This is a genomic window from Sphingomonas sp. SKA58, assembly GCF_000153545.1.
In the GTDB taxonomy this organism is placed as follows: Bacteria; Pseudomonadota; Alphaproteobacteria; order Sphingomonadales; family Sphingomonadaceae; genus Sphingobium; species Sphingobium soli.
Genome location: NZ_CH959308.1, coordinates 581,630 through 606,870 on the forward strand (window position 1 = coordinate 581,630; position 25,241 = coordinate 606,870).

29 protein-coding genes and 1 pseudogene are annotated in these 25,241 nt (G+C 63.9%); 21 read left to right on the top strand and 9 right to left on the bottom strand.

What is annotated here, in order from left to right:
• Positions 1–74: 74 nt before the first annotated feature.
• From SKA58_RS17890 to SKA58_RS17910, 6 genes are all read right to left on the bottom strand, one after another.
• Positions 75–1,832, bottom strand: coding sequence for an asparagine synthase-related protein (locus SKA58_RS17890; RefSeq protein ID WP_009823905.1), 1,758 nt, complete (start codon positions 1,830–1,832; stop codon positions 75–77).
• On the bottom strand, positions 1,832–2,452 hold the full coding sequence (locus SKA58_RS17895; protein WP_232209494.1) for a lasso peptide biosynthesis B2 protein: 621 nt from the start codon (positions 2,450–2,452) through the stop codon (positions 1,832–1,834). The genes SKA58_RS17890 and SKA58_RS17895 overlap by 1 nt, the downstream gene beginning before the upstream one ends.
• Before the next feature lie 101 nt (positions 2,453–2,553).
• Complete coding sequence (locus SKA58_RS19960) at positions 2,554–2,688, bottom strand: benenodin family lasso peptide (protein WP_137709742.1); 135 nt, start codon at positions 2,686–2,688, stop codon at positions 2,554–2,556.
• Between the two features lie 123 nt (positions 2,689–2,811).
• Entirely contained in the window at positions 2,812–3,444 is a 633-nt protein-coding gene (locus tag SKA58_RS17900; RefSeq protein WP_009823908.1) for a GntR family transcriptional regulator, read from the bottom strand.
• Between the two features lie 9 nt (positions 3,445–3,453).
• Positions 3,454–3,873: a helix-turn-helix domain-containing protein gene (locus tag SKA58_RS19230; RefSeq protein ID WP_009823909.1), complete on the bottom strand. Its 420-nt coding sequence runs from the start codon at positions 3,871–3,873 to the stop codon at positions 3,454–3,456.
• A gap of 239 nt (positions 3,874–4,112) precedes the next feature.
• Entirely contained in the window at positions 4,113–4,532 is a 420-nt protein-coding gene (locus tag SKA58_RS17910) for a hypothetical protein (protein WP_009823910.1), read from the bottom strand.
• 288 nt (positions 4,533–4,820) lie between these two features.
• Between SKA58_RS17910 and SKA58_RS17915 the strand changes: the two genes are divergently transcribed.
• The 7 genes from SKA58_RS17915 to SKA58_RS17945 all read left to right on the top strand — a co-directional run bounded on the left by SKA58_RS17915 (position 4,821) and on the right by SKA58_RS17945 (position 8,976).
• A complete protein-coding gene (locus SKA58_RS17915; RefSeq protein WP_009823911.1) occupies positions 4,821–5,123 on the top strand; it encodes a hypothetical protein in 303 nt (100 codons plus the stop codon).
• Positions 5,120–5,902: a DsbC family protein gene (locus SKA58_RS17920; protein WP_009823912.1), complete on the top strand. Its 783-nt coding sequence runs from the start codon at positions 5,120–5,122 to the stop codon at positions 5,900–5,902. Before SKA58_RS17915 ends, SKA58_RS17920 begins: the two co-directional genes overlap by 4 nt.
• A gap of 226 nt (positions 5,903–6,128) precedes the next feature.
• Positions 6,129–6,431, top strand: a complete 303-nt coding sequence (locus SKA58_RS17925; RefSeq protein WP_050763069.1) for a hypothetical protein — start codon at positions 6,129–6,131, stop codon at positions 6,429–6,431.
• A gap of 125 nt (positions 6,432–6,556) precedes the next feature.
• Positions 6,557–6,823 carry a type IV conjugative transfer system protein TraL gene (locus SKA58_RS17930; RefSeq protein ID WP_037544084.1) on the top strand — a complete coding sequence of 89 codons (267 nt, stop codon included), beginning with the start codon at positions 6,557–6,559 and terminating at the stop codon, positions 6,821–6,823.
• A gap of 8 nt (positions 6,824–6,831) precedes the next feature.
• Positions 6,832–7,467, top strand: a complete 636-nt coding sequence (locus SKA58_RS17935; protein ID WP_009823915.1) for a TraE/TraK family type IV conjugative transfer system protein — start codon at positions 6,832–6,834, stop codon at positions 7,465–7,467.
• Complete coding sequence (locus SKA58_RS17940) at positions 7,451–8,218, top strand: type-F conjugative transfer system secretin TraK (RefSeq protein ID WP_009823916.1); 768 nt, start codon at positions 7,451–7,453, stop codon at positions 8,216–8,218. Before SKA58_RS17935 ends, SKA58_RS17940 begins: the two co-directional genes overlap by 17 nt.
• A gap of 89 nt (positions 8,219–8,307) precedes the next feature.
• Positions 8,308–8,976 carry a hypothetical protein gene (locus tag SKA58_RS17945; RefSeq protein WP_009823917.1) on the top strand — a complete coding sequence of 223 codons (669 nt, stop codon included), beginning with the start codon at positions 8,308–8,310 and terminating at the stop codon, positions 8,974–8,976.
• 223 nt (positions 8,977–9,199) lie between these two features.
• On the opposite strand, the gene SKA58_RS17950 is transcribed toward SKA58_RS17945, so the two are convergent.
• Positions 9,200–10,231: an IS110 family transposase gene (locus SKA58_RS17950; protein ID WP_009823918.1), complete on the bottom strand. Its 1,032-nt coding sequence runs from the start codon at positions 10,229–10,231 to the stop codon at positions 9,200–9,202.
• Positions 10,232–10,304: 73 nt separating this feature from the next.
• Between SKA58_RS17950 and SKA58_RS17955 the strand changes: the two are divergent.
• From SKA58_RS17955 to SKA58_RS17980, 6 genes and pseudogenes are all read left to right on the top strand, one after another.
• Positions 10,305–10,955, top strand: a pseudogene (locus SKA58_RS17955) (TraB/VirB10 family protein); the annotation flags it as partial.
• A gap of 32 nt (positions 10,956–10,987) precedes the next feature.
• The gene (locus SKA58_RS17960) at positions 10,988–11,620 is read left to right on the top strand and encodes a TraV family lipoprotein (RefSeq protein ID WP_009823920.1); all 633 of its coding nucleotides are present in this window, start codon (positions 10,988–10,990) and stop codon (positions 11,618–11,620) included.
• Entirely contained in the window at positions 11,617–14,136 is a 2,520-nt protein-coding gene (locus tag SKA58_RS17965; protein WP_009823921.1) for a TraC family protein, read from the top strand. The genes SKA58_RS17960 and SKA58_RS17965 overlap by 4 nt, the downstream gene beginning before the upstream one ends.
• Positions 14,136–14,465, top strand: a complete 330-nt coding sequence (locus SKA58_RS17970) for a hypothetical protein (protein ID WP_009823922.1) — start codon at positions 14,136–14,138, stop codon at positions 14,463–14,465. Before SKA58_RS17965 ends, SKA58_RS17970 begins: the two co-directional genes overlap by 1 nt.
• Positions 14,462–14,698, top strand: a complete 237-nt coding sequence (locus SKA58_RS17975) for a hypothetical protein (RefSeq protein ID WP_009823923.1) — start codon at positions 14,462–14,464, stop codon at positions 14,696–14,698. Before SKA58_RS17970 ends, SKA58_RS17975 begins: the two co-directional genes overlap by 4 nt.
• The gene (locus SKA58_RS17980) at positions 14,688–15,323 is read left to right on the top strand and encodes a conjugal transfer protein TraW (RefSeq protein WP_009823924.1); all 636 of its coding nucleotides are present in this window, start codon (positions 14,688–14,690) and stop codon (positions 15,321–15,323) included. Before SKA58_RS17975 ends, SKA58_RS17980 begins: the two co-directional genes overlap by 11 nt.
• Positions 15,324–15,352: 29 nt before the next feature.
• Here the strand turns inward: SKA58_RS17980 and SKA58_RS17985 are convergent, their stop codons facing one another.
• A complete protein-coding gene (locus SKA58_RS17985) occupies positions 15,353–15,892 on the bottom strand; it encodes a GNAT family N-acetyltransferase (protein WP_232209495.1) in 540 nt (179 codons plus the stop codon).
• 12 nt (positions 15,893–15,904) lie between these two features.
• Positions 15,905–16,267, bottom strand: coding sequence for a type II toxin-antitoxin system TacA family antitoxin (locus SKA58_RS17990; RefSeq protein WP_232209496.1), 363 nt, complete (start codon positions 16,265–16,267; stop codon positions 15,905–15,907).
• A gap of 60 nt (positions 16,268–16,327) precedes the next feature.
• On the opposite strand from SKA58_RS17990, the gene SKA58_RS17995 reads away from it, so the two are divergent.
• From SKA58_RS17995 to SKA58_RS18030, 8 genes are all read left to right on the top strand, one after another.
• Positions 16,328–17,302: a TraU family protein gene (locus tag SKA58_RS17995; protein ID WP_009823927.1), complete on the top strand. Its 975-nt coding sequence runs from the start codon at positions 16,328–16,330 to the stop codon at positions 17,300–17,302.
• 367 nt (positions 17,303–17,669) lie between these two features.
• Positions 17,670–19,616, top strand: coding sequence for a hypothetical protein (locus tag SKA58_RS18000; protein ID WP_009823928.1), 1,947 nt, complete (start codon positions 17,670–17,672; stop codon positions 19,614–19,616).
• Positions 19,613–20,701 carry a conjugal transfer protein TraN gene (gene traN, locus SKA58_RS18005; protein ID WP_050763070.1) on the top strand — a complete coding sequence of 363 codons (1,089 nt, stop codon included), beginning with the start codon at positions 19,613–19,615 and terminating at the stop codon, positions 20,699–20,701. The genes SKA58_RS18000 and traN overlap by 4 nt, the downstream gene beginning before the upstream one ends.
• On the top strand, positions 20,673–21,491 hold the full coding sequence (locus tag SKA58_RS18010; protein WP_037543880.1) for a type-F conjugative transfer system pilin assembly protein TrbC: 819 nt from the start codon (positions 20,673–20,675) through the stop codon (positions 21,489–21,491). The genes traN and SKA58_RS18010 overlap by 29 nt, the downstream gene beginning before the upstream one ends.
• 16 nt (positions 21,492–21,507) lie before the next feature.
• Positions 21,508–22,062 carry a S26 family signal peptidase gene (locus tag SKA58_RS18015; protein ID WP_009823931.1) on the top strand — a complete coding sequence of 185 codons (555 nt, stop codon included), beginning with the start codon at positions 21,508–21,510 and terminating at the stop codon, positions 22,060–22,062.
• Positions 22,059–22,904, top strand: a complete 846-nt coding sequence (locus SKA58_RS18020; protein ID WP_009823932.1) for a conjugal transfer protein TraF — start codon at positions 22,059–22,061, stop codon at positions 22,902–22,904. The genes SKA58_RS18015 and SKA58_RS18020 overlap by 4 nt, the downstream gene beginning before the upstream one ends.
• The gene (locus tag SKA58_RS18025) at positions 22,901–23,494 is read left to right on the top strand and encodes a hypothetical protein (RefSeq protein WP_009823933.1); all 594 of its coding nucleotides are present in this window, start codon (positions 22,901–22,903) and stop codon (positions 23,492–23,494) included. The genes SKA58_RS18020 and SKA58_RS18025 overlap by 4 nt, the downstream gene beginning before the upstream one ends.
• A 315-nt stretch (positions 23,495–23,809) precedes the next feature.
• Positions 23,810–25,234: a conjugal transfer protein TraH gene (locus SKA58_RS18030; RefSeq protein WP_037544097.1), complete on the top strand. Its 1,425-nt coding sequence runs from the start codon at positions 23,810–23,812 to the stop codon at positions 25,232–25,234.
• Positions 25,235–25,241 lie beyond the last annotated feature (7 nt).

The window sequence follows — 25,241 nt, forward strand, 5'->3', positions numbered from 1 at the left end:
CGGCGATGTGCCTAGATTGATCTGCCCCCTCACGCGTTTGACGCTAGAGGACTGGCGTTCACGTCATCTGCCGTTCAAGCCCCAGCCCCGTTCCAGCGCGCGATCCAGGCCTCCATATCGAGGAGGGTGAGCAGCCGGACATAACTCAATCCCATGGCCGGTCCCTGCGCCAGCGCTGCCTCGATCGCAGCGCCGTTCAGAAGTTTCCGACGCATGAGTTCGCCGTCCAGCAGCCGCTCACGCACTTCATGGTGGTTGCGCTCGATCACCTCCATCGCAAAGCCACTTGGACTTCCCTTACGCCGCCGGTCCCGAACCAGCGGCGGGAGGCGATCACGATAGGCCCTTCGCGCGATGGCACGATCCCGCCCGCCCTCAAGCATTTTCCAGGTCGGAATGGCCAGTGCCGCTTCGACCACCGGTTGCGACATGAGGGGGTTGACCATCGGCATCCCATGTTCGCGCAGATAGCCTTCAAGATGGTTCTGGACCCGCAGGAGGAAGGCGATTTGCCCGGATTTACCGGGACGCGAGCGCAGTTGCTCATCGAGCCAGGGGTGCCGCAAAGGCTTGGCTTGCAAATCCGCCATCACATCGTCGGCGATGGCCTCGCCATTGCGGACCCAATTGTAGGGCCGACGCATCAGCGGGATCGCGCGCAGCGCTTCCCAGGCCGCTGTCGGCAACGACGTCTCGGTCACCTTCGCGATATTGCGCAGCGTGGCGAAAGCCTCGCCACCGATGCCCCGCGCATGGATGCAATCGAAAAATGGGCGGACCGAACTGCTGTTGTAGAAGATATTGTCGCCGCCATTTCCGGTATGGACGGCATCCGCCCCGCAATCGCGCGCCAGGCGCATGACGAGGGCATGATAGGCCACCTCATGAATCTGCCCGATGGGCTTGGGGAAATGTCTGGCAACCGATCGGGAGAAATCGATATCGCCATGATCGTAGAAGCCTTCCAGCAAGGGCGCACCGACCGACGAGGCCATGGCGCGCGCATAATCCCGCTCGTCGCCGTTGCGATTTTCGGTGACGAGTGTGACACACTGGAAAGGCGTCCCGGCCTTCGACAGGCCAGCCGTGACGATCGAGGAGTCAAGCCCGCCCGAAAGGGTCGAAAGGATCGCGCTGGAGGTCGAGGCCCAGGAAGCGACGCAATGATCAATAGTCCTGCGCAGGCGTTCAGCCGCCGCCTTGCTGTCCCATTGTTCGGCTTCCCTGACATGATCCCAGGGTGACCAGAAGCGCGTCACTTCCTGTTCCCCCGCCTTCAACAGGACGGAGGTGCCGGGCAGCAATTCGTGGAGGCCTTCGATCGCCGTCGCGCTATTCGGCAGGTCCTTCGCGATCAAATATCGTGGGATCTGATCCCAGGCGATGGTGCGCTTCAACAGGCCGGCTTCGACCAGAAGATCCACATCCGACGACGCGGCCCAGCCCGTCGGCATCTGGAGAAAATAGCAGGGCATCGCGCCGCCGGGATCTCGCGCGAGTTCCATCATTCCCTCGCCTTCCGCAGAGAGGATATAGCCGCCCCAATATCGGTCGCGCAGTGTCGGCAGGACGGCGCCGGTGCGCATCTCCTCCTGCCACTGCTTGTCCTCCATGGTGATCGGGAAAGCCGGGCCATGGTGCGGGAACAGCGTTCCTATCACCGCGCCCGAACCGTCAGGCAGCGGTAAGACGAGGTCAGGCGCGCTTGTCCAGATGTTGCCTTGCCCAATGCGCGTGCAATATTGAAGACCCGTGCGCTCCTGAACGAACACCTGCCTGCGCGGCAGAGCCTCTTCATTCCAGTCGATCAGGATCAGGTAACGCCCCAGCATCAGATCGCCAGGATCGGCTCGAAGGGCCGGATATTCTCCAGCCGATCGTTGAGGACCATGTCATCGGCCTGCACCCAGCAATGGGCGGAAAAGGGCGATGCGCTCACGCCAATGACCAGCTTTGCGCTGAGGCCCGCGGCGAGCAGGACCTCGAGAAAGGCGATCGAGCGGGGCAGGCACTGCCCCCGTTGCGGCAGCAACCATGAACTGGCGGCAAACGCTGAAGCCCAGCCTGTCCATTCAGGGTCCGCGCGACCGGCATGGTCGATCTCGACGCAACGCGCGCGCCGATCGAGCTGCGCGATGATGACGCCGAACTCCCGGATGCGCAGGCGAATGATCGCGCTGATCTGCGCGCGGATGAAAGTGAGCCGCTGCCGCATCGATCCCGTCGCGGGATCAAGCGGCACTTCGCGCGACGCGCAGGGAATGGAAACCGGCTGCGGCGGCCAATCGATTTCTTTGTCTTCGACGAGAATGGCAGAAGCGACCAGATGGCCGAGGTCGGACCCCGGCGCCTCGCCCATGACAAGCCGCCGGAACGCCAGATCCCATTGCGGCTGCAGGCCAAAATAGCGGTCGGCCGCGAGATCGAGGAAGATCGCGCGCTGCCCTGTCACGCAGAAGGACAGGCCATTTCTCAACCTGTATCCCATTTCGGGTCTCCGACGCTTGCGGCCATCACGAAAAAGACGCGCACCCTCCGGCGCGCGCCCCTTGGTCAGTCGTCGGCGATACCGAGCTGGCGGACCTGGCCGCCGATATTGTCGGAATCGTCGAGCGCTGCGCCCTTCGTTTCGACCGATGCGACGCCGAGATCGACGACGCTGTCTTCATGCTCGTTGATGTTGTTCATCTTCATCTCCATCAGTTCACCGCAGTCTTGCGGCAGGACTGATGCTATTGAAGCAGAGCCTTATATCCGATCTTATAAGGTGCCATTTTGACAGCTTATAAGCTTGCAAATGGACGGAGAATTTCAGTCCGCAATTGATGCCAGAAGCGCGGCGCTCACGATTTGGTCTACACGCGCCAGGCGACGCTTATGATAGTGGGAGATTGCCGTTCGGGTCGCACGTCTATTTCCTTCGCAGACGATGGTCCATAATTCCCGCAATTCCTGGGCCTGCCTGTTCACCACGCTTTCGCACCGCCTCAATGTGTGAAGACGTTCGCCAACGATGCTGACCGCATCGAGATGTTCGTCATTGGGCGAACAGGCGCAAATCTGGGTGAACAGATCGGCGCTGGCAGCGGCGATGCGTTCGGATTCGGCTATCTCATCGTCAAGAAAGGCTGGTGGCGGCTCGATTCGTTCGAATTTCACCATGACCTTGAGCGCCGCTTCGAGAATATCTCCGTGCCAACTGTAGAGATTATAGGCTCGCTGCCGCGTCAGGGGCGGCATGGCGAAGCCGCCTCCGCCCTGCATCGCGACCAGTCGCTCGCCGACGAGACGATGGAGCGCGTCGCGAACCGGCGCGATGCTGGTCCCGAAGCGCTCCGCGAGAGCCAGCACCACGAGCGGCGCTGCCGGCGGCTGGTCACCGCGCAGAATCAGCAGCTTGAGTTCGCGATAGACGCGATCGGCGATTACGGTTTCGGGCGCCATGCGGGCTGCCTATGCCGATGAGCCGGTGCCGGCCGGGCCGCGCCCGCCGTCGGACGGCTTGAGGAAAGTCCGCAGGTTCAGGCCGGAAATGAATTCGATGCAGAGCTGTTCGAGATCGCGCATGTCATCGAGAAAGAAATGGCGGGGAAAGTGCATGTGATGCTCCAGAAACATCATGGGGATGAGGAGATGCGCCGCCGACAGTCCGAGGGCATGGGCGCAGGCGATATGATCATCGAAACGGGACTTCGGGTTACCCGATTCGATTTCCCTGAGCCACCGCACACCGATCCCGACATCGGCGGCAAGTTGCTCTTGCGTAATGCGATGGCGCCTGCGCCGTTCTTCAATGCGGCGACCTGAGATCGACTTGACCTCGGCCAGTATCGACGCCCCTTCTTCAAAGGCGCCGCTTTGAGATGAGGTCATCAGGTCCTCCCTGATCGCGTCTCAAAGCATCCATGCACATTCCGATGACCCAAGATTTGGGTGAAATATGCCGTCGGTCAAATTTTATCGGTACCATTTTGACAGTTGGCGAGCCGCTTGGGTCCGCAAACAGACGGTCAAAATACCCGAATTGAGGAAGCGATGCCGCGTCGCCACCCTAACTCATGGTGGAGGGCACGCCCCCGAAGAATCTCCCTGACGCGCTGTTCGACGCCCGGTCAGTCTTGCTGAAAAGTGCCGGGAAGCCGCCGAAAGGCCCGCGCCAGAGCCCGATCCTCGCTCGCCGCCATGATCGCAATGGCGGCGACATGGAGTTTCGCGACCGTCGGGCGCGCATCGATATGGTCCGAGGCGGCGACGCGTTCGAGAATGGCGCCGGCAAAGGGCTTCAGTTGCACCGATGCCCCGACATAATGTTCTTCATTCCCCACCAACTTCTTGAGCGAGGGCATGGTAAGTTCCGCGACGAGTTCGTCCGTGTCCACAGATCCCATCAGCAGAAGCGCGACCGATAGCGTCGCGCCATAGGGAATGAAGCTCCTGGCGATCCGCGCCAATCGATAGTGGCACGCGAGGAACAGGTCGGTGCCCTCGCTCGACAGGTGCAATCTGTAGGTCCTCGATCGGTTGCCGACCATGGCTCAACCCCTTTTGTGATTCGCGCGACCACCCCCATGCTACTGACGGGCGTCGGCGAATTTGAAGGCGTTTCCTGATCAAAAAACCGGCACTGAAATGCCGAAAGCGGCACTGAGATGCCGATTCCGGTACTTCAGTGCCGCTTTCGGCATCTCAGTGCCCTACCCATTGCGGATGCCAGCAAGGTTGGCGCACCACCGGCTCATCCCGACATGGGTGACGAGGCACAGATCCGATTTCGAGTTTGAGCGTCCATCGCCAGCCCATGGGGACCCGCACGAGGCGCAATGCTTCGTCATGCATTGGAGACGATGATGATGTCGGCCAATCGACCGGCGATCGTGGCTGGACTGTTCCTGTCCGGCCTGATCACGAACCCAAGCGCAGCGGCGCACCCAAAGCCCGGAACTCCGGCAACGCTACCGTTGAAGCATCTCGACATAGCGCAGGCGAACGGAGATTTCTTCATTCGCCCAGACGCCACCTCTCCGGTCGAACCGCGTCCTTCGTTGCAGCTGGGCTCCAGGGTCAGGATCGATGCCGACCTGCTGAACTCCCCCGCTTTGCCCCTGAAGGAGATAGCCCGATGAAGAGGCCTTTTCGCAATCTTTCAGCAGTCCTCACCTGCGCCGCCTTCCTCCTTCCCGGTGTTGCGGTGGCACGGCCGCAACCGGGCGAACCGGCGGACCTTGCCGCGGCAGCCCGCGCCGCCGAACAGAGCCTTCATCAGAGCTTTGCCAATCTCCAGTTCGAGGATTTCGGGCCGGCTCCCATCAAGGGGCCGCTGTACCAGGCGAGCGCCGGCGGTCGCATCCTCTATTATGCGCCGCAGAGCGACCATCTGCTGTTCGCCACCATTTACGACAAGAACGGCGTCAACCTGACCGCCCTCGCCCAGGACGCGAGCGCGCGGAAAAAGCTTGGGATGCTCGAGCCTTCCCAAGCCCTCACCATCGGACCGCCGGGCGCGCCGACCGTCATCGAATTCACCGATCCCGACTGCCCCTATTGCCGCGCGCTCGATCGCTTCTGGGCGGCGAAGGCCGCCGAAGGAAAGCCGGTGCGTCGGCAAATCTATTTCGTGAGCGGCATCCACCCGCAGGCTGCATCGAAGGCCGAGCATATCCTCTGCTCGAAGGACCAGGCTGGCGCCTTCCGCGTCACTTATGCCGGAGAAGCGCCAAGGCCCCTCGCAACCTGCAAGGAAGGCGCCGCGCGTGTTGCCGCCAATGCGCAGGCCGTCAAAGCCATGGGCATATCGGGGACGCCGACCCTCATTCTCGATGGCCGCGTCATTTCCGGTTTCCAGCAGGCCGAGATCGAGGCCTGGCTCGATGAGAAGCAGGCGCCCAAAAAGCCGCCCGGCTGATTTCCCCCAAATTTGGCGGGCTCAGGGCGACGGGCGAATAAACGCCGAAGCCTTGAGCAACAGATGCCGGCGACAGGGCCCGTTTCCAAGGAGCCACCCATCCTTCGCTGGCCGTCAACGAACACCCGCGTCGGTGCCGGCAGGCATTTTCATGGGGAGGCTCCTTATTGCCTGGAGAAGAGTCATGCTCAAACTTGCCTCACTGCCTGCCCAATCCCGGAACCGGATGCGCCGCATCTCTTTTGCGTCGGCCGATGCCGTGGGAACCCTGCTCATCGCGATGACCCTGGCATCGGCCGCCCACGCCTTCCAGGCGCCGGCCGCCGGCGACCTTGGCTACGATATCTACGACATCGTGGTGAACCAAGGCGTGAAGGGGCCGCTCGGCTTCGTGGGGGGCGTTGCCGCCTTCCTGTTCGGGGTCAGCCGCCTCTTTTCCAATATCATGATCGGCATCCCCACGATCGTCGCCGCCGTCTGCCTCATCCGGGCGGATTCCATCCTCCAGACCTTCGGCATGATGGTCTGAGACCCGCCTGAAATAGGGACTGGCGCCGGCTTTCCTTTTGGGCCTGCGCCGGACACGGGGAGCGAATGGTCGCTCCTCGTAACAATCACGCCTGGTCCAGGCGTGATGAAGCAAGGGAGAAGGACGTGGACGAGAGACTTCCCCAATTTCTGCACAAGCCGGTCCAGATCCTCTGGTTCGATGCGCAGGAGTTCATCCTCGTGGTGTCCACCATCTTCGTCGCCGTCATCGTCGGCGGATATGTGGGCTGGTCGCTCCTCGGCGTCCTTCTCCTCTTCATTCCCTGGAAGCGGACCAAACCGCGCGGCTTCATGCCGCATCTCGCCTGGCGCTGGGGGCTGCTCAAGCTCCCCCGCTACCCCGGTCCGACCCAGACCCGCTTTTGCGAGTGAGGTATCCCATGTTCGGCAGATCATCCACCCGAGAGACCAGCGATCCCTTGCTGGATAAGCCGGCCAGTTTCGGCATCCACCGCTACCTCCAGGGTTCGTCCAACCTATTCGAGGAGAACCGGCTCCTCAAATTCTCGGTTCTCGGTCTGTTCGGCATCACCGTGGTCCTGGGAATCACCCTTTACACGACGAGCCAGAACCAGCGGACGATCGTCGTGCCCTTTGGCGCAGGCGGCGATCTCTATGTGACCGGCGGCAAGCCCTCGCCCGCGTACCTCCGCACCATGACGCGCAATATCGTGGCGCTTTCGGGCACCTATTCCACGCTCTCGGCCGACCGGCAGTTCCAGGAACTGCTCAGCATCGTCCACCCGACCGCCTATAATGGCATCCGCGACAGCCTGAATGCGATCCTCGACGAGCTCGCCAATAATCCGACGCTCTCGATCGCAACCTATATCCGGCCCGACCAGCCCGTCACCTGGACCGATCGCCAGATCCTGGTGCCGGTCGAGAAGGTGCGCGTGATCGGCGGCGTCATCCGCAAGTTCCGGGGCAATCTGCGCATCCGCTACACGATCGATGCCGGGCGCTTTTGGCTCCTGTCCCTCACCGAGGAGAGTTTCGATGCCGAACTTCGGTAAGCGCCTCTGCGCGCCCGCGGCACTCATCACCGCCTGTCTTCCGGTCCCGACATTCGCGCAGGCCATCATGGCTCTGCCCGACCAGACCAGCAGCATCCGCCTCTCCAACCGGGACATCAATCATCTCGTCTGCCAGGGCGGCGAGATCGAGGACGTCAAATTCTCCGCCGAAAAAGCGATCGCGGTCGAGAAGGCCGGGGCCGACGCCTGGGTCAAATTCCTCGTCAAGGAAAGCGACGATGCGGGTCAGGTGACCCGCAGCTATGTGACGGCCCCTTCGGAATTCTTCGTGACCTGCAACGGCGCGATCTATCCGCTCTATGCCGAGCCCTCGGACATGCCCGCCCAGACCGTGACGCTTGCGCCCGGCGCCAGCCAGCGCGCCCGCGCCAATGGCGAATTGCTGGGGCCGCTGGTCGAGGAGGAGCGCGCCGTCTCCATCACCCTCTCGATGCTTCAGGATCGCGTGCCGCCGAGCTTCACCGATATCGCCGTTTCGCCAAGGCCGCTTACGCTCAGCGCCGCGCCTGCGCTGCGCATCACCGAACGCCGCCGCGTCGCGATCGAGGGCACGGGCCTTTCAGCGTCGGAATATTGGATCGAGGCGAGCGCCGATAGCGACATTGACGAGCGGCTGTTCCTCGGCACCGCGATGGGCGCGCGCATCTTCAGCGTCACCCTTGATCGTCTGTCGCTGCGCGCCGGCGAGAGCGCTCGCTTGATCCTGCTGCGCCGGGGAGAAGCGCTGTGAGTGGCGCCGACGACAAAACCCCCGGTAACACAGGTGCGGGTAGCGGTGATCCCGCTTCGCCTGCCGCCCCCCAGCGGAGACATGCCGGAATGCAGGGCTATTCCCGCCCGCCCAAGAAGGAAGGCCTTGGTGACAACGCAAAGGACGGCGGCGCGCAGAATGGGAGCCGCGGCCCCGCGCTCCTCGACCTGAAAGCCCGCTGGGCGGCGTTAAGCGCCCGCCAGCAGTTGCGCGCCCGTCAGGCCGGTGTCGGCGTGGTGATCGCGATGTTCGGCTACGGCCTCTACACCGCCTCGAGCGGGTCAAAGGACGAAGCGCCGACAGCACCGGCGGCGTCGCGCCTCGATATGGGCGCGGGCCTGCGCGGCGACAGCCTCGAGACCAAAGTGCGGGGCGATCTCAAGAAAATCCTCGACGGCCAGGCGCTGCTGGGCGACCGGGTCACCGCGATCGAGGAGGGCAAGATCGCCCCGGGCTCGCGCTCCACCACGGACGCGGCAGAAGGCGACCTCCCAAGCGCCATGCCCGGCGACATCCCGGCTTTCCCACCCAGTCCCAGCGCGCATGAACTGGAGAGCGCCGATGGCAGCCTGCCGCCCCCGCCCATCCCTTCAGCCCCCCCCGCGCCGCCCGCTCCGCCGGTCGAACGCCAGGTCGGCTCGATCGGGACCGCAACCACCGCACTCACCGCCGACGCGGGGGACAAGGGGCCGAACGGCGTTAAAAAAACGTATGGCCCGCCCCGTTTGCAAGCATGATTTTGAGGTGATCTGATCAGTCTGCGTCAACGTATACGGTCTCACGAGCAAGCCCGTGGCCAAGATGGAGATCCGCGCATCTGGAGCCGCAATAAAGACGTCGGCAGCAAGTGCCATTTTTTTGACCGGGCTTTCCAGATGCTGGTCGACTGTCAGGCCATCTTTCCAATCCTTCCTGCAAACAACGTTGGCCTATGCCCAGATGAGCATCAGGCCGATCGGTTCAAACGGCGACGGGGTAGCTGCGTTCGAAGGTTGCGCCCTTGCGCAAAGCGGCCCAGGCGATCCGCGCCAGCTTATTGGCCAGGGCGACCACGGCAGCATTGCGGTGAACACCTCGTTCCAGCATCGCTTTGAGCCATCGCCCGAGCGGTGTGTCACTTCGAGAGATCGAGGGCAGGCTGGCCCTGGCACCATGGATCAGCAGGGTTCGCAAGTAGGTGTTGCCGCGTTTCGAGATGCCCAGCAGTCGTGGTTTGCCTCCGGTGGTATGCTGGCGTGGGACAAGACCAAGCCATGCCCCCAGATCTCGGGCCTTGGCGAAGCTACCGGCATTGCCGACCGCTGCGATCAGCGCGGTGGCGTTGAGCACCCCGATTCCGGGGATGGATGTCAGACGCCGGGCGGCGGCATCATTGCGGGCAAGTTCAACAAACTCGGCGTTCAGGCTCTCGATTTTCTCGTCGAGGTGTCGCCATTCTGTACGAAGATCGCCGATGAGCCGGCGAATTCGAGGGGACAACCCTGCCTCCCCCTGAAGGAGCAAAGCATCAACACCGAGTTCCAGCTTGCGGCGACCAACCGGAAAAATCGTGCCGCGCTCCAGCATGATGGCGCGCAACTGGTTGATCAGGCTCCTGCGCTCAGCCACCAAACGGGACCGGACGCGGTGAAGGGTCTGGATATCTAACTGATCCTGGCTTTTGAGTTCTACGAAGCGCATCGTCGGGCGTGATGCTGCCTCAGCGATGCCTTCGGCATCCCGGTCGTCATTTTTCTGCGCTTTCACGTAAGGGCGAACGTATTCCGGTGACATCAGCCGGATCTCGTGCCCATGACCGGCGAAGAGACGGCCCATATGATGAGCGCCGCAACACGCCTCCATCGCTACAATGCATGCTGGTAGCTTCGAGACGTAATCGATCAATGTTTGTCGGCGCATCGACCGGCGCAGGACAACCGCCCCGGTCGCATCCACACCGACGATGCTGCAAGCGTTCTTGCCCAGATCAACGCCAAGGATCACAATAGACATCGGTCCGTTCCTTTCCCTTCTCAAGCACCGGCATCATACCCGCTGCCGGGGAAAAGGGGCGGGCCATCCTATAAAGACCCGGACGATCTATTTGCCGCCTGGTTTCATGAAGGCGCGGCTGCTGACCGGGATCGACGCCCTGGCGAGCCGAGACGCGACCTCGAACCCGGAGCCTCTGATCGCTCGCGTCCAGGCGCCCGCCGTTCTGCCCAATGACGTCAAGGCGAACCTTTCTGGCTGCTTCGTCATCGGTAACGCGACCGGCAGCCTCGCCAAGGAGCGGGTCGAGGTCCAGCTCGTCTCCCTTTCGTGCGTCGACTTTGACGAGCGCTCGGTGGTCGATCAGCCGATCAAGGGCTTCTTCGTCGACACTGACGGGAAGAAGGGGCTGTCGGGCCGGGTCGTCACCCGCGCCGGCGCCGCGCTCGCCCGCAGTTTCATTACCGGCACGATTTCAGGCATGAGCCAGAGCGTCGAGAACACCTTTGGCGACACCTCGGTCTCCCCGCTCGGCACCGTCCGGTCCCTCGATGCGGGCGATGCGGCCAAGTCCGGCATTGCCGGCGGTCTCTCCAAATCCTCCGACAAGCTCACCGACTTCTATCTCGATCTCGCCCGCCAGGCCGGTCCCATCGTCGAGGTAGGCGCCGCCAAGGATGTGGTCGTGGTGATCCAGGAGGGCGTCGCCCTCGAAATCAAGCCGACAGCGGGAAGCAAATTCTGATGCGTCCGCGCCTCACACAAGGAGACACGCCCATGCCGCTCCTCTCGTTCCCGTCAGCCTCATCCTTGCGCCGCGCAGGCGCCCCGCTGCTGATGCTCGCCTCCCTTCCCGCCTGCACCGCGATCGGGTCGGTCATGTCGCCCTACCCGGAAAAATTCAGCTGCAAGAATAGCGACCATGGCCAGTGCATCCACCCCGAGCGCGCCTATGAGGATGCGGTCGCCGGCGCCGCCTCCCGGTCCGATCCCAAGGTCACGAACGACCGCAAGATGATGAAGGGCAGCGCCACCGCAGCGCCCGCACCGGCAGGACGCGCCAAGAGCAAGGCTGCCACGCCTTACCTTGGCTATCGCGACAGCGTCTATCGCGAGCTTCAGGGGCTGGTCGAGGCGCCGGTGACGCCCATGCTGCGTTCCGGCCGCACGATCCGCACGCTGATTCTCCCCTATGCCAACCGGGAGCGGCCCGACCGTCTCTATATGCCGCGCTATATCTATTCGATCCTCGACAAGCCCCAATGGGTAGTCGACGACTATCTGGTGAGCCCCGTCAATCCGGCGACCCGCGTGCCCGTTCTCGAGCAGGTCAAATCCAAGCCCGCGCCGATGGAGACGAGCGACCTTCCCGCGCCGCCGCGGGAACAGCCACAGGAATCTGGCCAATGAGGGCGCCCGGCACCCGCCATGGCGGCGGCATGACCTTCGAGCGACTGCGCCAGAGCGTCTCGCGCGATGCCTATTCCGACTTTCTGCCAATGGTCGCCTGGGTCGAGGAGGAGGACGCCTTCCTCTGCATCGACGATGGCTGGGGCCAGGCCTGGGAACTCGTGCCCAGCGCCTATCTTTTCGCCCATGTCCATCAGGCGCTGCTCGGCCTCCTCAATATCCACTTCGCACCGGGCACCGTCGTCCAGCTCCACTGCTTTGCCGACCCGCTGATCGACGATGCGCTCGACGCTTTCCTCGATTTGAAATCCCGGCCCGATCCGCTGATCCAGGCCTCGGCGCGCCGGACCCGCGACTATCTGCGCGAAGGGACGCAGGGGCTCGATGCGCTCCATGGCATTCCGCTGCGCAATTTCCGGCTGCTCCTCTCGATCAAGACGAGAAAGCCGCTTGGGGCCGACCTGCGGCGCCAGATCGAAGAGCAGCTTTCCAAGCTCGGCATCGCCCGCCTCGCCCCCGAAGCCCTGGTCACCTTCTATCGCCGCATTTTCAACGGCGTGTTCTCTGCTGCACCGGGGGTTTTCGCCCAAGGCAGCGAGGACATGCCCGCGCGCCCCGTGCGCAAGCAGTTGATCGATGCCGGCCCGGATCTCGTCTTCGATGGTCCCGAACTGTTCCTCGGCGATCAGGTCGCCCGCTGCCTGACGCCGAAATCGCCAGCCCGGCGCGTCACCGCCGAGCGCTGCAACCGGCTGCTCGGCGGCATGCGCGGTGCATCGGAGGACAGCGACCAGATTGGCGGCCCCTTCCTCTATACCCTCAACATCCTGTTCGATCATTCAAGCTTCGAAATCCACAAGCGCGCGCAGATCCTCTCCGCGCAAAAGGCTGCGGGCAGTTTCGCGGTCGAAGTGGGCAAGCAGATCGAGGAGATAGGCTGGGTCCTCGACGAGGCGGGGAACAGCCGCTTCGTCTCGGTGATCCCGGTCATCTGGGTCTTCGGCCGCGACAGCGCGCAGGCGCGCGAAATGGCGGCGCGGGCCAAGCGCCTATGGGAAAGCGAGCCGCTCCCCTGGATGATGCAGGAGGAAAGCTATCTCAATCCCGTGCTGCTGCCGATGGCCCTGCCCTTCGGCTTCTATCCCGACCGCAGGACGGTGCGGATGCTGGAACGCGACCTGCCAATGCCCGCCAAGGCGGCGGCGCTGCTGGCGCCGGTCCAGACCGATTTTCGCGGCGGCGGCCGTCCTGCCCTGCTCTATGCTGGGCGGAAGGGCCAGCTCATCACGCTCGACCTCTTCGATCCCCGCATCAACAATTATAATTTCATTGTCTCGGCCGAGAGCGGCGCGGGAAAGAGTTTCCTCCTCAACAATCTCTGCCAGCAATATTATGCGCAAGGCGCGCTCATCCGCATCATCGATATCGGCGGGAGCTACGCCAAGCTCTGCACGCTTTGCTCGGGCCGCTACATCGACATTGGCGAGGAGCATCTCGTCCTTAACCCCTTCGACATGGGCTTCGCGCTCGATGGCGACGATCGCCAGTCGGCCATCTCCATGGCGGTCGCAATCGTCGCGGAAATGGCCCATGCCGCGACCCGCAAGGGTGTCAGCACCTCGGAATGGAACCTGCTCAAGTCCGCGGTCCAGTGGACGATCGACAGCGGAAGGGCCGAGGCCGGGATCGATGCAGTGCGCGACTGGCTCGGCGCCTATCCCGCTTATGCGACGAGTGATCTCGACAAGGTCGATCATTTGATCCCCGCCGCCCGCGAACTCGCCTTCAACCTGCGTGATTTCGCCAGTTCGGGCGCTTATGGCCATTATTTCAACGGCCCCTCGACCTTCGACATTTCCGCTGACGAGTTTGTCGTACTCGAGCTTGAGCGCCTCAAAGCCATGCCCGATCTTTTCAATGTGATCGTGATGGTGGTGGTGAACGCGGTCACCCAGGAACTCTATCTTTCCGCGCGCGACCGGCCCCGCTTTGTCCTGTGCGATGAGGCCGCCCAGTTCATGACCCGCACCGACGGGCAGGACTTGTCCCGCCTCGCCGAGGTGTTCGGCCAGGGCTACCGGCGCGCGCGCAAATATCAGGGCAGCTTCGGCGTCGTCCTCCAGTCGATGAACGACCTGCTGCTGTTCGGAGGAATCGGACAGGTGATCCTCGAAAATGCCGCCACGCGCTTCCTGCTCCAGGGATCGACCTATGATCGGGCGGTCGAGAACAAGATCCTTGATTATTCGGGCTTCGTCCTCGATCTCCTGAAGTCGGTCCGCAACAACAAGCCCCATTATTCGGAAGTCTTCATCGACTCGCCGCTGGGTCTGGGCATCGCCCGCCTCGTGGTCGATCCCTTCTCCTACTGGATCAACACCAGCGCGCCGCAGGAGGTGGCGGCGTTTGAGGCGCGGCTGCGTAGCGGAAGATCGCCGCTCGAGGCGATCTGCGATCTGGCGGGCTTCGACGCAACCGAAGCCCTCGGGTCCGCAGCCAACGGGGAGGCGCTGTGATGAGCAAGCCCTCCATCGACCAGAATCAGCCCCGGTTCGAGTTTGAACCCGACCCCGCGCTCGAAGCATTCATCGAGCGGCGCGCCGCCGCCAAGGCCGAAGCGCAGGCACTCTACTGGCGCTTCCGCCTGATCACGATCGAGACGATGATGCTGGGGCTGCTCGTCGGCGCGGCTGGTCTCGCGCTCCACCAGCCGCCCTTCCTCGTCTTCCGCGCCGCCGTCATGGTCGCCGCCGGCTGCTTTGCCAGCGGCATCCTCCTCATCGGCCTCACCGGCGCGATCGACAAGGGGATCATGCGCCTGCGTGCCTGGTGGCGGGCAAGATGAGAGGCATCCTTGACCCCGCACCCGCGCCCGGACCGATCCGCCTGCTGGTCGGAACGCAGCTCATGCTTCTCGTCCAGACCATGCTGGTGTTCGACGCGGCGGACGGCCTTCCGGCCAGCCTCAAGGCCTATCTGCTCGCGTGCGGCGTCCTTGGCGCCAGCGCGCTCATTTGCGCCATCCGCGGCGAGAGCGGGGAAGGCGAACCCTGGTGGAAGCGACCCTATGACCACTGAGCCGCGCTATCCTCACCGCGCCCGCCATGCGCTGATCGGCGCGCTGATGCTCGCCCTTGCCTGCCATGAGCCGGGGTTGGCCGCGACCTCCACGATCGGCCGAACTTGGCCGATCGCCGAGCCCGACGCCATGGCAGAGATCGAGGCCCGCGCCGCCAGGGCGCCCAGCCTTGCCTTGCGGCTCGGCCCGCGCTCGACCTGGTCGGCGCTCCAGGCGGCACCATTGGGGCAGACCAGGGTGGACCGCGTCCGCAGCCTCGTCCCCTTCTATACGGTGGAGGAGGATATCCGCCTGCCCGATGGACGGCTGCTTTACCCCAAGGGCTTCACCTTCAACCCGCTCGACTATGTGTCGCTGCCGCAGCGCCTCGTCATCGTCCACCCGCGCGATCTGGGCTGGGCTTTGAAGCAGGCGCGCTTTACCGATTTCATCTTGCTGACTGCCGGCGATGCGCTCGACCTTTCCGAACGTAGCGGACGGCCGCTCTTCATTTTGGAGGAACGGGTCAAGGAACGGCTCGGGCTGACCGTCGCGCCGGTGATCGTCGCCCAGCAGGGCAAAAAGCTCGTGCTTACCGAATATGCTCTCAACAGCCGCCTCGCGCCCAAAGGAGCGGCAAGATGACCCCCTTGAACGAAGCGCTCAGCGATAGGCTACGGAATGTCCAACAGGGCGTGAATTCGCGCGACAGGAAGGTGAAGCCGCAGCGGTATGTCGGGCAAGGGTTGGAACCCGTACCGCATGTAGAGTTGCCTGCGCTTCTCGACCTTCGCCGGGTCACCACAGTCAAGAATATCGAGCAGCACGACCGCGATGCCGACGTCCCTGGAGGCGCGGCCAATTCTTTTGAGCGCATCTGCGAGCAAAAGGCTTCCAAGGCCCTTCCCCTGATGTCGGGCGTCGATAGCGATCATCGATATAAAAGCTGCCGGTATCTGACCATGGCCCGGCCTGCTACGCGTGAAGGATGCGGGCAGATGCCCATAATCGACGCTGTGTGCATTGAGGGTGTAGAAGCCGATCAGTTCCCCGTTCGGCGACAAGAGCATGAAGGCCCGGACATTATCCGCCCGCGCCAGTTTGCCCGCCGTCTTGCGCAGATAATTATCGACCTGTTCGATGCCGGACGCAAAAATAGCGCGATCATGCCGCGCAGGATCGAGCGGCTCGATCACCATTCCCTTTTCAATCACGAAAGTGCGCTCTTACCGGCTTTCGATCATCTGGTCGTGACGCGCAAAGGCATCCCGCAAAGCCTCCAAGGGTGGGACAGGATTTTCAAGCGCGTTGAGGATCGCATCATAATCCCTTCGGCTCACGATCGTCCGCTCATGGGTCTGAATGGTTTCCAGCGCCGCTTTATAGGCCGCGTTCATTACGAAAGCGGAGTCATCCACTCCGCACCAGGCGGCGGCCTGCTGGATCGCCTGCTTGATATGAGGCTTGGTCCGAAAATTCATGCGGACCGTGCTGCGTTCGTTGACCGCAGCTGCTACGTCCTCAAACGCTTGCATCGCCAAAACCTCGTCATTCCTGCCTATCGCAACATGTACGCCTTTAAGGCGCACATTTCAAGTTGGATCAAAGGACTTTCTCGACGCCGGGCGAGGCTGATCCTGTCGTTGGCTATGCTGTCCTTGGCTTCCATTGGATCGACGCCGGCCCATGCCTCCAAATGCGAGGCGGGGACGATCTTCAATCCGATCACCAAGGTACGGTGGAACTGCATCTTCCCGATCACCATCGGCGGCGTGCGCGTCGGCACTTTCGACAAGCTCGACAAGGAGCTCGATGCCCAGTCCGCCTCCAAGCCGCTTTGCGCCTGCCGCAAGGGCGCGACTTTCTGGTTCGGGGTGAAGGTGAGCTTCTGGTCGCCCAACCGGATGATCGACGTGGTTACCGAGCCCGGCTGCATGATGGCCGTTGGCGCCGATCTGCTGCCGACTGGCGGTCGGCTCCAGGGCAGCCAGTCGTCGATCGCCGACGGCACCAACAGCCAGAAGCTGTTCGCGCAGATGCACTATTACATCTCGCCGGTCTGGAAGATGCTCGACATGTTCACCGACCTCCCCTGTACGCAAGATGACGGGTTCGACGTCGCCATGATCACCGAAGTGCTGCCGACCTGGCAGTCCGGGACATTGGGCGCGATCATCCAGCCCGAGGCCATTCTCTTCGGCAATCCCGCCGCCGGTCTTGCCTGCATGGCCGATAGCGCCGCGGCGGCCGCTGGCAAGGTCATAGACCCGCTCTTCTGGTGCATGGGAAGCTGGGGCGCCACCTATCCGGTCGCGGGCGACATCCATTTTGGCGACAGCGTCGAGGCCTGGGCGGGCCTTGCTGCCAGAGGCACGTTCATGATGGGGCGCCTGGGTGCGCTCACCATCAGTTCTGCCGACGGCTGCTCCTTCAAGGCCCAGCCAATCTGGACCAAGAGCCGCTACAAGCTCCAGATCATGGAGCCGGTCAAGGGCGGCAAGTGCGTCAATATCGGCCGTCCCGGCGCGCTCTGGTCCTCGGGCAAACATGCGCCCGGCAAAGACAATGCCCAGTTCATGTCCTTTGAAAAGGTGATCTGCTGCGCAGGGGTCTCGGCCCCATGAGCAAGTTGCCTCCCCCAAGCCCCGCAGCGACACGGCTCCCTGCCCGGTCTGCCCGCCAAGGCCATGTTGGCCCCGCCGGACGCTGCGCGGGCGGAGCGGCGCCGGCGCCATCCGGCGCCGCTCCTTTCCTGGGTTTTTCTCCTGCGGCTTTGGAACCGCGGGAGAAGAAGGTCGGCACGGCCGGATATACCCCCGGCGAGCGAGGCTACCCCCCTCTGCCTGAAGCCCCGTTCGCTTCGGCCGTGCTGACCATAATGAATGTACGGGCCGCGTTTCGCTGTCTGTCGGCCTCCCCCGACATCGCCGAACAATGCCCGTTCTTCCGCCTCCGCAGAATCGCATCTGCGGACGCTAAGGAGACTGAGGCATGAAGCGGCGGCTCTCCACCAGCGTCGCCGGCCTCTCCTTGCTGTTCGCCGCGACCACACAGGCGCAAACGACCGGCGCGCAGGACATGGATGCACGGGCGCGGGCCGCCGCAGCGGCATCGCGCGCCAAATCATCGGACAGCGAGGCGATTACCAGCAATTTTCTGACGCCGGGCCTTGCCAACCAGCCGGTAAGCACGGTCGACAACAGCCGCAGCTTCACGCCCAATCTCGCCTGCCAGCAGAGCGCCACCATGCTCGAACTGCTGGTGCAGCCCGGCGCCTCCGGCGACATCACCCATCTTGCGATCGCGCAGGACAAGGATCTGGATGGCCATTTCGATTCCAACCTGACCCTGCCGGTTCCGGTCTCGGGCATCTGCGCCAATGGCGTTATGTCCTGCGATCCGGGGAGCTGGAACAATTGCCGGTCCTTCCAATGGGACGTCGCCTCGTCTGGCGACCTCAAGCTCACGCAAGTCGATCTACCCGCGCTTTCCGGCTGCTATTGCGTCAATGCCAGCTGCGGCGCGAACCTCGTCGCGGGCAACCTGCCCTCGGTGCTGAAGGATCTGGGCGGCGGGGTCGTCGGCGCGCTAACGAGCGCAGATCCCCGGATCGGCGTCGCGCAGGCGAGCATCGAGGGACCGGTCATCCGCTATACAGGCGCGCAGACCACCGCCTGTACAAATTCGCCGCAGGTCTTGGCTACCACCTATCGCGCTAATCCGACCGCGATCAGCGGCGACGCGTCTTCGGCCTCGCAGGCCAGTTCGGTGTTCACCGCGCTCGCCGACTCGCCGGCCGGCAATGGCAGGGCGGAGGAGACACGCAGCTGCACGATCGAGCGCGAGATCACCGTCCAGGCATGGGATTTTCAAGATATCGTCGCGGCCAGCGGCGCGATCACGTCGACCAGCAGTTGCGGCACCGGGTGCCTCCGCTTCGAGATCCGGGGCGCGGGCAGTTGCGGCAGCAGCCCGCCCGTCTATGCGATGACCTTCACGCCGCTCGTTCCCGCACGTATCCGCTCGGCGCGGATCGTCGAGATGGGCGCGGACGACTGGGTCCAAGGCCGGATCAACGGACAGGTCGTGGGATATGCCGGAAAGCGGCCCTGGACCGGCGACGCCCTGCCCTCGGGCGACTGCCGCATCAGCGATGATCCCTGGTACAACCGCAATCCGATCGACTTCACCGCGCAGTTGCAGGCCGGCGCCACCATAGTCGGCGCGCGCGTGCGCGGCGGGGGCGGCGGCAATTGGGGCTATGTGACCGTCGAGATCCAGGTCGATACCAACTGCGAGGTCTCCGAGCGGCTGGTGGATCTGTGCGCAGGCTATGCGGGCGACACCGCCTGCCGCCTCACCCAGGAGGATGTCGATGGCGTCGAGACGGTCCGCAACGGCGTCAATACCGGGCTCAAGCCCCTGCCTCAGACCAGGCTGTTCGGCACGGGACGATGCACCTACCAATATAGCCGCGACTTTTTCCTGCGAACCCGGCGCTACACCTGCCTGATCGACGCATCGGGAACCACGCAGCCCGATCTTTCACGCGCCGCCTATATCATCGATCATTCGACCGAGACGCTACTCGCCGATCAGACGCGTGGCGCTGATGGCTCGCTCAGCCAGACCACCCGTGCCTTCGCCCTGCCCGATCGCCCCTCGGTCGCGGCCTGCGAATCGGTCTGCAAGACCCGCGCGCCCAGCGCCAATAGCGGCGTCGCCCCGGCCGGGACCGTTGCGCAGAAGCAGAATGTGCCGGTAGGCTGGGACAGCTTCTATCACGCCTGCACCAGCGACAATGTCTGTTCGCTGGGCCCGGGCGAGGTAATTGTCTCGAACTGCGGCTGCCTCGATGATTTTCCCGAGGCGGTCGTCATGATGCAGACCGTGCGGCTCGCCGGTTCCGATCTGGCCTGCACGGCGGCCAGCCGATGATCCGCCGCCTTGCCATCGCCTGCGCTATAGCGCCCCTCTCCCTTATAGCTTTGGCGTCCCCGGCTCATGCCGCCCAGCTTTGCGCCGCAGACCTCAACGGCAATGGCGATGCCGCCGACGCGGGCGAAATGGCGCAGTGCCTGGCGACCGCCGATGGCGGCTCGCTCTGTCCGATCGGCAAGGTCGATTGCGTGGGGGATAGCAGCGGCGCCTATGGCTGCCCTTTGGGCGCGGCCCATGCCTGCCTCACCCCTGCCGGCGGCGCTGTGCCCGCCTGCTCTCCCCATAGCTGCATCGATACGAGCGTTACCCCGATCGAAACCGAAGAGCTGGTCGATGATCCGGGCGCGCCCGCCGACGGGCCGGTCGACGCCGAGGGCAATTGCCTTGGCGCCATCGAGATTTTCGGTGGACGCGCGCTGCGCTGTCGCCCGCCCGGCGCCAGCAACACGTTCCAAAATTGTTGCAGGGACAAGGGGAAGATCGTGAAGGACGGGATGGGCGGCTCGCTCTCCTCCATCACGACCAAGATCGCGATCGCCAAGGGCGTCTTCACCGGCATGAAAGCGGCCTATACCGCCTTTAAAGCCGGTGCGACCGCGAGCGAGGCGGCGAGCGCGGGCGCCAACGCGATCATCGTCGGCATCGATCCCGCCTCGATCGCGATCAGCCTCGCCGTCAACTATATGATCGAACTGCTGCTCCAGGGCTGTGACCAACAGGATATGGAGACCGGCATGCTGCGGGGCTCGGACATGTGCCATGAGGTCGGCAGCTATTGCGCATCGAGCATCCTGGGCGTCTGCATCCAGAAGGCGATCGGCCATTGCTGCTTCAACACGAAGCTTGGCCGGATCATCCAGGAACAGGGCCGGCCCCAGCTCGCGGCCTTCAATGACCTTGGCTGGGGCACGCCCAAACATCCCTATTGCCGCGGCTTTTCAGCAGAAGAGTTCCAGGCGCTCGATTTCAGCCGGATGGATCTCTCCGAATACTATGGCGACATCGAGGCCCGCGCCCAATCCGACATCCAGATCGACATGAAGGACAAGGTCGATGACTATCTGCGCACCATCACGCCCTGACCGGCGGCAACGGCTCAGCCCCGTGCTGCTGCTCGCCTTCGCCTCGCTTGGCGTTGCCAGCCCGGCAAGCGCGACCGAGCCGCCGACGCCAACAAACGCACAGGCGGGTCCAACGTCCATGCCCGTTCCGGGCGAAGCGATACGCAGGCGGGCCTTCGACGCGCTCGGGCGGCGGGGCCGTTTCCCCGGGATCGAAGCCCGGGCAAAAGCGGACAATGCAGCCGCGACCGAGCGCCTGGCAGCAGAGCATGACTCCATGCAGGCCCGGCTCTACCAGGCGCTCGGTCTCGCTATCCCCGATGATCCGGCAACGCCAGAGCCTCGTCCCACCCCCGCCAACAAGGCCTGGGTGCCGCTAATCTTCGCCTCCTCCTCCATGCCGATTTCCACCCTGCGCAATTATGCCGCGCAGCTTGAAAAGGCGGGCGGTGTCATCGCCTTTCGCGGCGTGCCCGGCGGCCTCTCCCGCATCGGCCCGATGGCGAGACTGAGCGCTCGGGTATTACGGCTTGATCCGGGATGCGAGGGACCGGCCTGCGCCATGCGCAATGTCCAGCTCGTCATCGACCCGATCCTGTTCCGCCAGCATGGCGTTGCCCGCGTGCCCGCCTTCGCGATGGTGCCGGGCGATCCCACCCTTCCCTATTGTGAGCGTGACGAGGAGAGCGGCCCCCGTGCGAGCCACATCGTCTATGGCGATGCCGCCCTGTCGGGACTGATGGAAGAATATGCCCGCCTCGGCGGTAAGGAGGAGGTCAGCGATGCTGCGTCTCGCCTGTCTCGCCGCTAGGGCCGCCTGGCCTCGCATGAGGGCGCTCGCCGCCGACGCCGCCTTGGCGCTGGGCGGCGCGGTCGGGGATCAGCCGGCCGATGGTCGGCGCTTCTGGACGATGCTTGCGCTGATCCTGCCCGTCGCCTCGCTCACCTGGTTTGGCCTTTCCAAGGTGACGCTGGTGATGAGCCCGTCGATCGACGCCTGGGCGGTCACGCCTGTACCCGGGCCGATCGCCAGGGGCGACCTCGTGCAGTTCATGCTGTCCCATCCAGTCGCTGGACCGAGGCCCGTCAGCGTCACCAAGCGCGCCCTCTGCATGCCCGGCGAGCGGCTCCGCGAAGTCGAGCGACCGGCGGTTGACGGCAAGCGGGGAAGGCGAAGCTGGTATTATTGTGGGCGCAGCTTCCTCGGCGCTACCCGTCCCTTCGCTCGCAACGGGCAGGCGCTTGGCGCTCTCCATTGGGGCGATCGGCCGATCCCGCCCGGCTATATCTATGTCGGCTCGGATCATGCCGGCGGTTTTGACAGCCGCTATTTCGGGCCGGTGCGGATCGAGCGCCTGACCCGCATGGAGCGCATCCTGTGAGGGCGCGCGTCCTTGCGCCGGCGCTGGTCACGCTGCTGTCCATCCCGGCGGTCGCGCAGGAGGCCCCAGCGCGACAAGGATATTGGTGGTATGCCCCCAAGCCCGATCCCGCTGAGCCCGGCGAAGCCGAGGTCTCGACGCCCGTCATCCCGCCCATGGCCGAGCTTGCCAAATGGTCGCCGCCCCGGATCGCCCGGCTCATCGTCGAGCAGCGCGATTATGCCGCGACTGTGCTGACGGTCGAGGCGGTGTCGGATTTCTGGCGGCTGCAGGATTTTGCCCGCCGCAAGGCCCGCGCCTTTGCCGGCGTCACGCAGCTCGCCATGCTCGTCCATCCTGAACTCAGCGCCAAATCCGCCAATCCCATGGTCGGCAACGCGCGTGATGCCCTGGGTGCGGAGAAGGACGCCGTTCGTCGCTCCTACCTCCGCTCGCGGGGGAGCGAGTTCGCGCTCGTCATGTTCTCGCGCGCCTCCTGCGGCTATTGCCGGGTGCAATGGCCGATCATCCAGCGTTTCCAGGAGGAGACGGGCTGGCAGGTGATGCGGCAGGATCTCGACCAAAAGCCGGAACTGGGCACCCGCTTCGGGGTCGAGGTAACCCCCACCACCATGGTCATCCGCCGCCATTCGAGCCAGCGCATGGTGATCGCCAATGGCGTCGAGGCCTTCCCGACGCTGATCCAGACCGCCTACCAGGCGGTCAAGCTCCTCTCCGGCGATATCCGGCCCGAACAATTCCTGACCGGCGCGGGCGAAGAGAATGGCTTCTTCGATGCGCTGGCCAATGGGCCGGTGGCGGCGGGTGATCCCGCCATAGGCGCGACGGGCGCGCGGCCATGAAGATAGCGGCGATCATCACGATCTTCGCCGTTCTCCCGATGCTGGTGCTGGCCCCAATCTACGCTGCAGCAGCCGAGCCGGATCGTGACATCGCCGCACGCGCCGCCATCCATCCCGTCACAACCCAGGCGGAATTGCAGGCCTGGCTCGCCCGGGTTCCGCAAACCCGCGACTATCCTCCAGACTTCGCCGCGACGTTGAGGGGCCAAGGCGCGGCATTCGTGATCGAGATGAGCACCACCCCCGGCTGCGTCCCTTGCGGCGATCTCTGGTCCAGGCTGCTTGCGCTCAAGTCCCGCTACGGCCTGACCGTCCGCACAATCGGCGAACCGGAGGCCATGCTGCGATCGGGGCGCCTCAGCCTCCCCTGGATCGGCCATCCGGTCCTCTGGCTACGCCCGGTCTCCGACAGCGGCCGCACCCTGCCGATGGCGATCGGCACCGATCATGCGGTCAATATCGCGCGTAATCTCTATCTTGGCATCAAGATGCAGACCGGTGTGCGTCCAGCCGTCGGCGTGCGGGGCATGGCCAAGTTCACCGGGATCGTGGCGCCCGTTGCAAGGGTGACCAGTGGAGCGCGGCGATGACCATTCCGTTCACTCCCGCTGCGGTCGCGACATCGCCGCAAAGCCAGGAACAATCGGCCTGCCTCCGCCAACGAACAAGCCGCAACTGTCTGGGCAACATTGGCGGCCTGCTGTGGTGCCAGCAGGGCGACAGCGGAACTTTCATGCAAACATACAATAGGTTCGCGCTTGGTCTGGCGCTCCTTCATCCTCGCACATTCGTATCTCTATTCCGAATTTGCGAGGATGATCCCTCGGATTTTCCACCTCACATATCGAGAAGTCCGCGCATGGCGGGCCGGCTTCTCCTGTCCTTTCTTTACCAAGGAAACCGCCATGCGCCGCTTCATATCTAGCCCCGTCTTATCCGCGATCGCCCTTCTCTCGACGTGTGGCCTCACCGCCGCGCCGGCCCATGCGCAGAGTTGGGCCGAGCATTGGTTCGACAATGTGACCTACACAAGCCCCGGCAGTTTCGAGGACCAGACCCGCGGCTATGTGACCGCAGGCGGCATGTCGGGCCGGATCGATGTTCATAGCGATTATCTGACCAGCCTCACCCTTCCCAAGGTGAAGGCGGGATGCGGCGGCATCGACATGTTTCTGGGCGGCATGTCCTTCCTCGACCCTGACTATCTCGTCCAGAAGCTCGAAAGCATCCTCCAGGCCGCGCCCGCCGTCGCCTTTCAATATCTGCTCGAGACGCTCGACGAGAAGATGGGCAACATCATCTCGAAAATGGAGGCGGCCACCAATTTTTTGAATTCCATTCAAGTCAACGACTGTCGCCTCGCCAACCGCATGGTCCAGATCGCCAAAGGTGACGACAATATGTCGGGCATCATCGAGGAGATGACCGGCTACAAGTCGGTGAAAGAAGGCTATGCCAAAAGCTATCAGCAGAGCCGCGAGAAGATCCAGGCGAACGGCAACAGCCCGACTGAGGATCTGAAGGACGCGCTCGCCAATTGCCCGGCAGAAGTGACCGACATCTTCCGCACCGGATCGCTCCTTGCCCATGCCGCCTCACGCGTCGGCGCGTCGGATTGGGCGGGCGTCATGCGCGCCCGGGTGGGCGACGTCTATATGCGCTGGGACGCGACCGACAAAGTGCCGCTCTTTGCCGCGATCCCCGCCTGCGCGGCGCAGGATACCGAATCCTCCGATGATTTCCTGAGCGGCCGGGTGATGCGCCGGGCGCTCGCCATGCCGCCGACCGCCGCCGACTGCACCCAGGATAGCGGCAGAGGTGCGCTGGCGCTCACCCGCGAGCGCATGACCGCCATCGCCGAGAAAATCCGCACCCGTGCGGCGCTGACGGCCGAGGAGCGGCAGTTCGTCGCCAATGTTCGTACTCTCCCGGTCTACCGCATGCTCGAATGGGGCGTGCGCCAGGATGTGGTGAACTCAGTGATCGGCGATACTGACGAACTGGTTGCGCTGACCCTTGCCTATCAGATGCTGAACGACCTTTCGCGCAGCATTGAATTTGCCTTGTTCAATGCCGAGCGCGGCACCAATGCCGCGGGCGCCAGCGACGGGGCGAGCGCCAATATCTGCCAGACCCGCATTCTGACCAAAGGCATCGAGCAACTGCGAGACCTGCGCGAGGAGGTACTGCGCCAGCGCGCGCAGATGCGCCAATCCTATTTGGCCGCCCTGTCCCAGGCCAATCTCTCGACCGGCTATGCCGGCCTCATCCGCCAGCGCGACCGCGATGCGCGCGATGCGGCCGGCGCGGCCGCCAGCCGCAACCGCTGAGAGGGCA

Coding starts and splice junctions, on each gene's coding strand:
- SKA58_RS17970 (WP_009823922.1), top strand. CDS start 14,136: ATGAGCAAGCCCTCCATCGACCAGAATCAGCCCCGGTTCGAGTTTGAA.
- SKA58_RS17900 (WP_009823908.1), bottom strand. CDS start 3,444: ATGGCGCCCGAAACCGTAATCGCCGATCGCGTCTATCGCGAACTCAAG.
- SKA58_RS17935 (WP_009823915.1), top strand. CDS start 6,832: ATGTTCGGCAGATCATCCACCCGAGAGACCAGCGATCCCTTGCTGGAT.
- SKA58_RS17925 (WP_050763069.1), top strand. CDS start 6,129: ATGCGCCGCATCTCTTTTGCGTCGGCCGATGCCGTGGGAACCCTGCTC.
- SKA58_RS19960 (WP_137709742.1), bottom strand. CDS start 2,688: ATGAACAACATCAACGAGCATGAAGACAGCGTCGTCGATCTCGGCGTC.
- SKA58_RS18015 (WP_009823931.1), top strand. CDS start 21,508: ATGAGGGCGCTCGCCGCCGACGCCGCCTTGGCGCTGGGCGGCGCGGTC.
- SKA58_RS17995 (WP_009823927.1), top strand. CDS start 16,328: ATGCTGTCCTTGGCTTCCATTGGATCGACGCCGGCCCATGCCTCCAAA.
- SKA58_RS18030 (WP_037544097.1), top strand. CDS start 23,810: ATGCGCCGCTTCATATCTAGCCCCGTCTTATCCGCGATCGCCCTTCTC.
- SKA58_RS17950 (WP_009823918.1), bottom strand. CDS start 10,231: ATGTCTATTGTGATCCTTGGCGTTGATCTGGGCAAGAACGCTTGCAGC.
- SKA58_RS17945 (WP_009823917.1), top strand. CDS start 8,308: ATGCAGGGCTATTCCCGCCCGCCCAAGAAGGAAGGCCTTGGTGACAAC.
- SKA58_RS18000 (WP_009823928.1), top strand. CDS start 17,670: ATGAAGCGGCGGCTCTCCACCAGCGTCGCCGGCCTCTCCTTGCTGTTC.
- SKA58_RS17910 (WP_009823910.1), bottom strand. CDS start 4,532: ATGGTCGGCAACCGATCGAGGACCTACAGATTGCACCTGTCGAGCGAG.
- SKA58_RS18025 (WP_009823933.1), top strand. CDS start 22,901: ATGAAGATAGCGGCGATCATCACGATCTTCGCCGTTCTCCCGATGCTG.
- SKA58_RS18010 (WP_037543880.1), top strand. CDS start 20,673: ATGACTATCTGCGCACCATCACGCCCTGACCGGCGGCAACGGCTCAGC.
- SKA58_RS17915 (WP_009823911.1), top strand. CDS start 4,821: ATGCTTCGTCATGCATTGGAGACGATGATGATGTCGGCCAATCGACCG.
- SKA58_RS17965 (WP_009823921.1), top strand. CDS start 11,617: ATGAGGGCGCCCGGCACCCGCCATGGCGGCGGCATGACCTTCGAGCGA.
- SKA58_RS17980 (WP_009823924.1), top strand. CDS start 14,688: ATGACCACTGAGCCGCGCTATCCTCACCGCGCCCGCCATGCGCTGATC.
- traN (WP_050763070.1), top strand. CDS start 19,613: ATGATCCGCCGCCTTGCCATCGCCTGCGCTATAGCGCCCCTCTCCCTT.
- SKA58_RS19230 (WP_009823909.1), bottom strand. CDS start 3,873: ATGACCTCATCTCAAAGCGGCGCCTTTGAAGAAGGGGCGTCGATACTG.
- SKA58_RS17975 (WP_009823923.1), top strand. CDS start 14,462: ATGAGAGGCATCCTTGACCCCGCACCCGCGCCCGGACCGATCCGCCTG.
- SKA58_RS17920 (WP_009823912.1), top strand. CDS start 5,120: ATGAAGAGGCCTTTTCGCAATCTTTCAGCAGTCCTCACCTGCGCCGCC.
- SKA58_RS17890 (WP_009823905.1), bottom strand. CDS start 1,832: ATGCTGGGGCGTTACCTGATCCTGATCGACTGGAATGAAGAGGCTCTG.
- SKA58_RS17960 (WP_009823920.1), top strand. CDS start 10,988: ATGCCGCTCCTCTCGTTCCCGTCAGCCTCATCCTTGCGCCGCGCAGGC.
- SKA58_RS17940 (WP_009823916.1), top strand. CDS start 7,451: ATGCCGAACTTCGGTAAGCGCCTCTGCGCGCCCGCGGCACTCATCACC.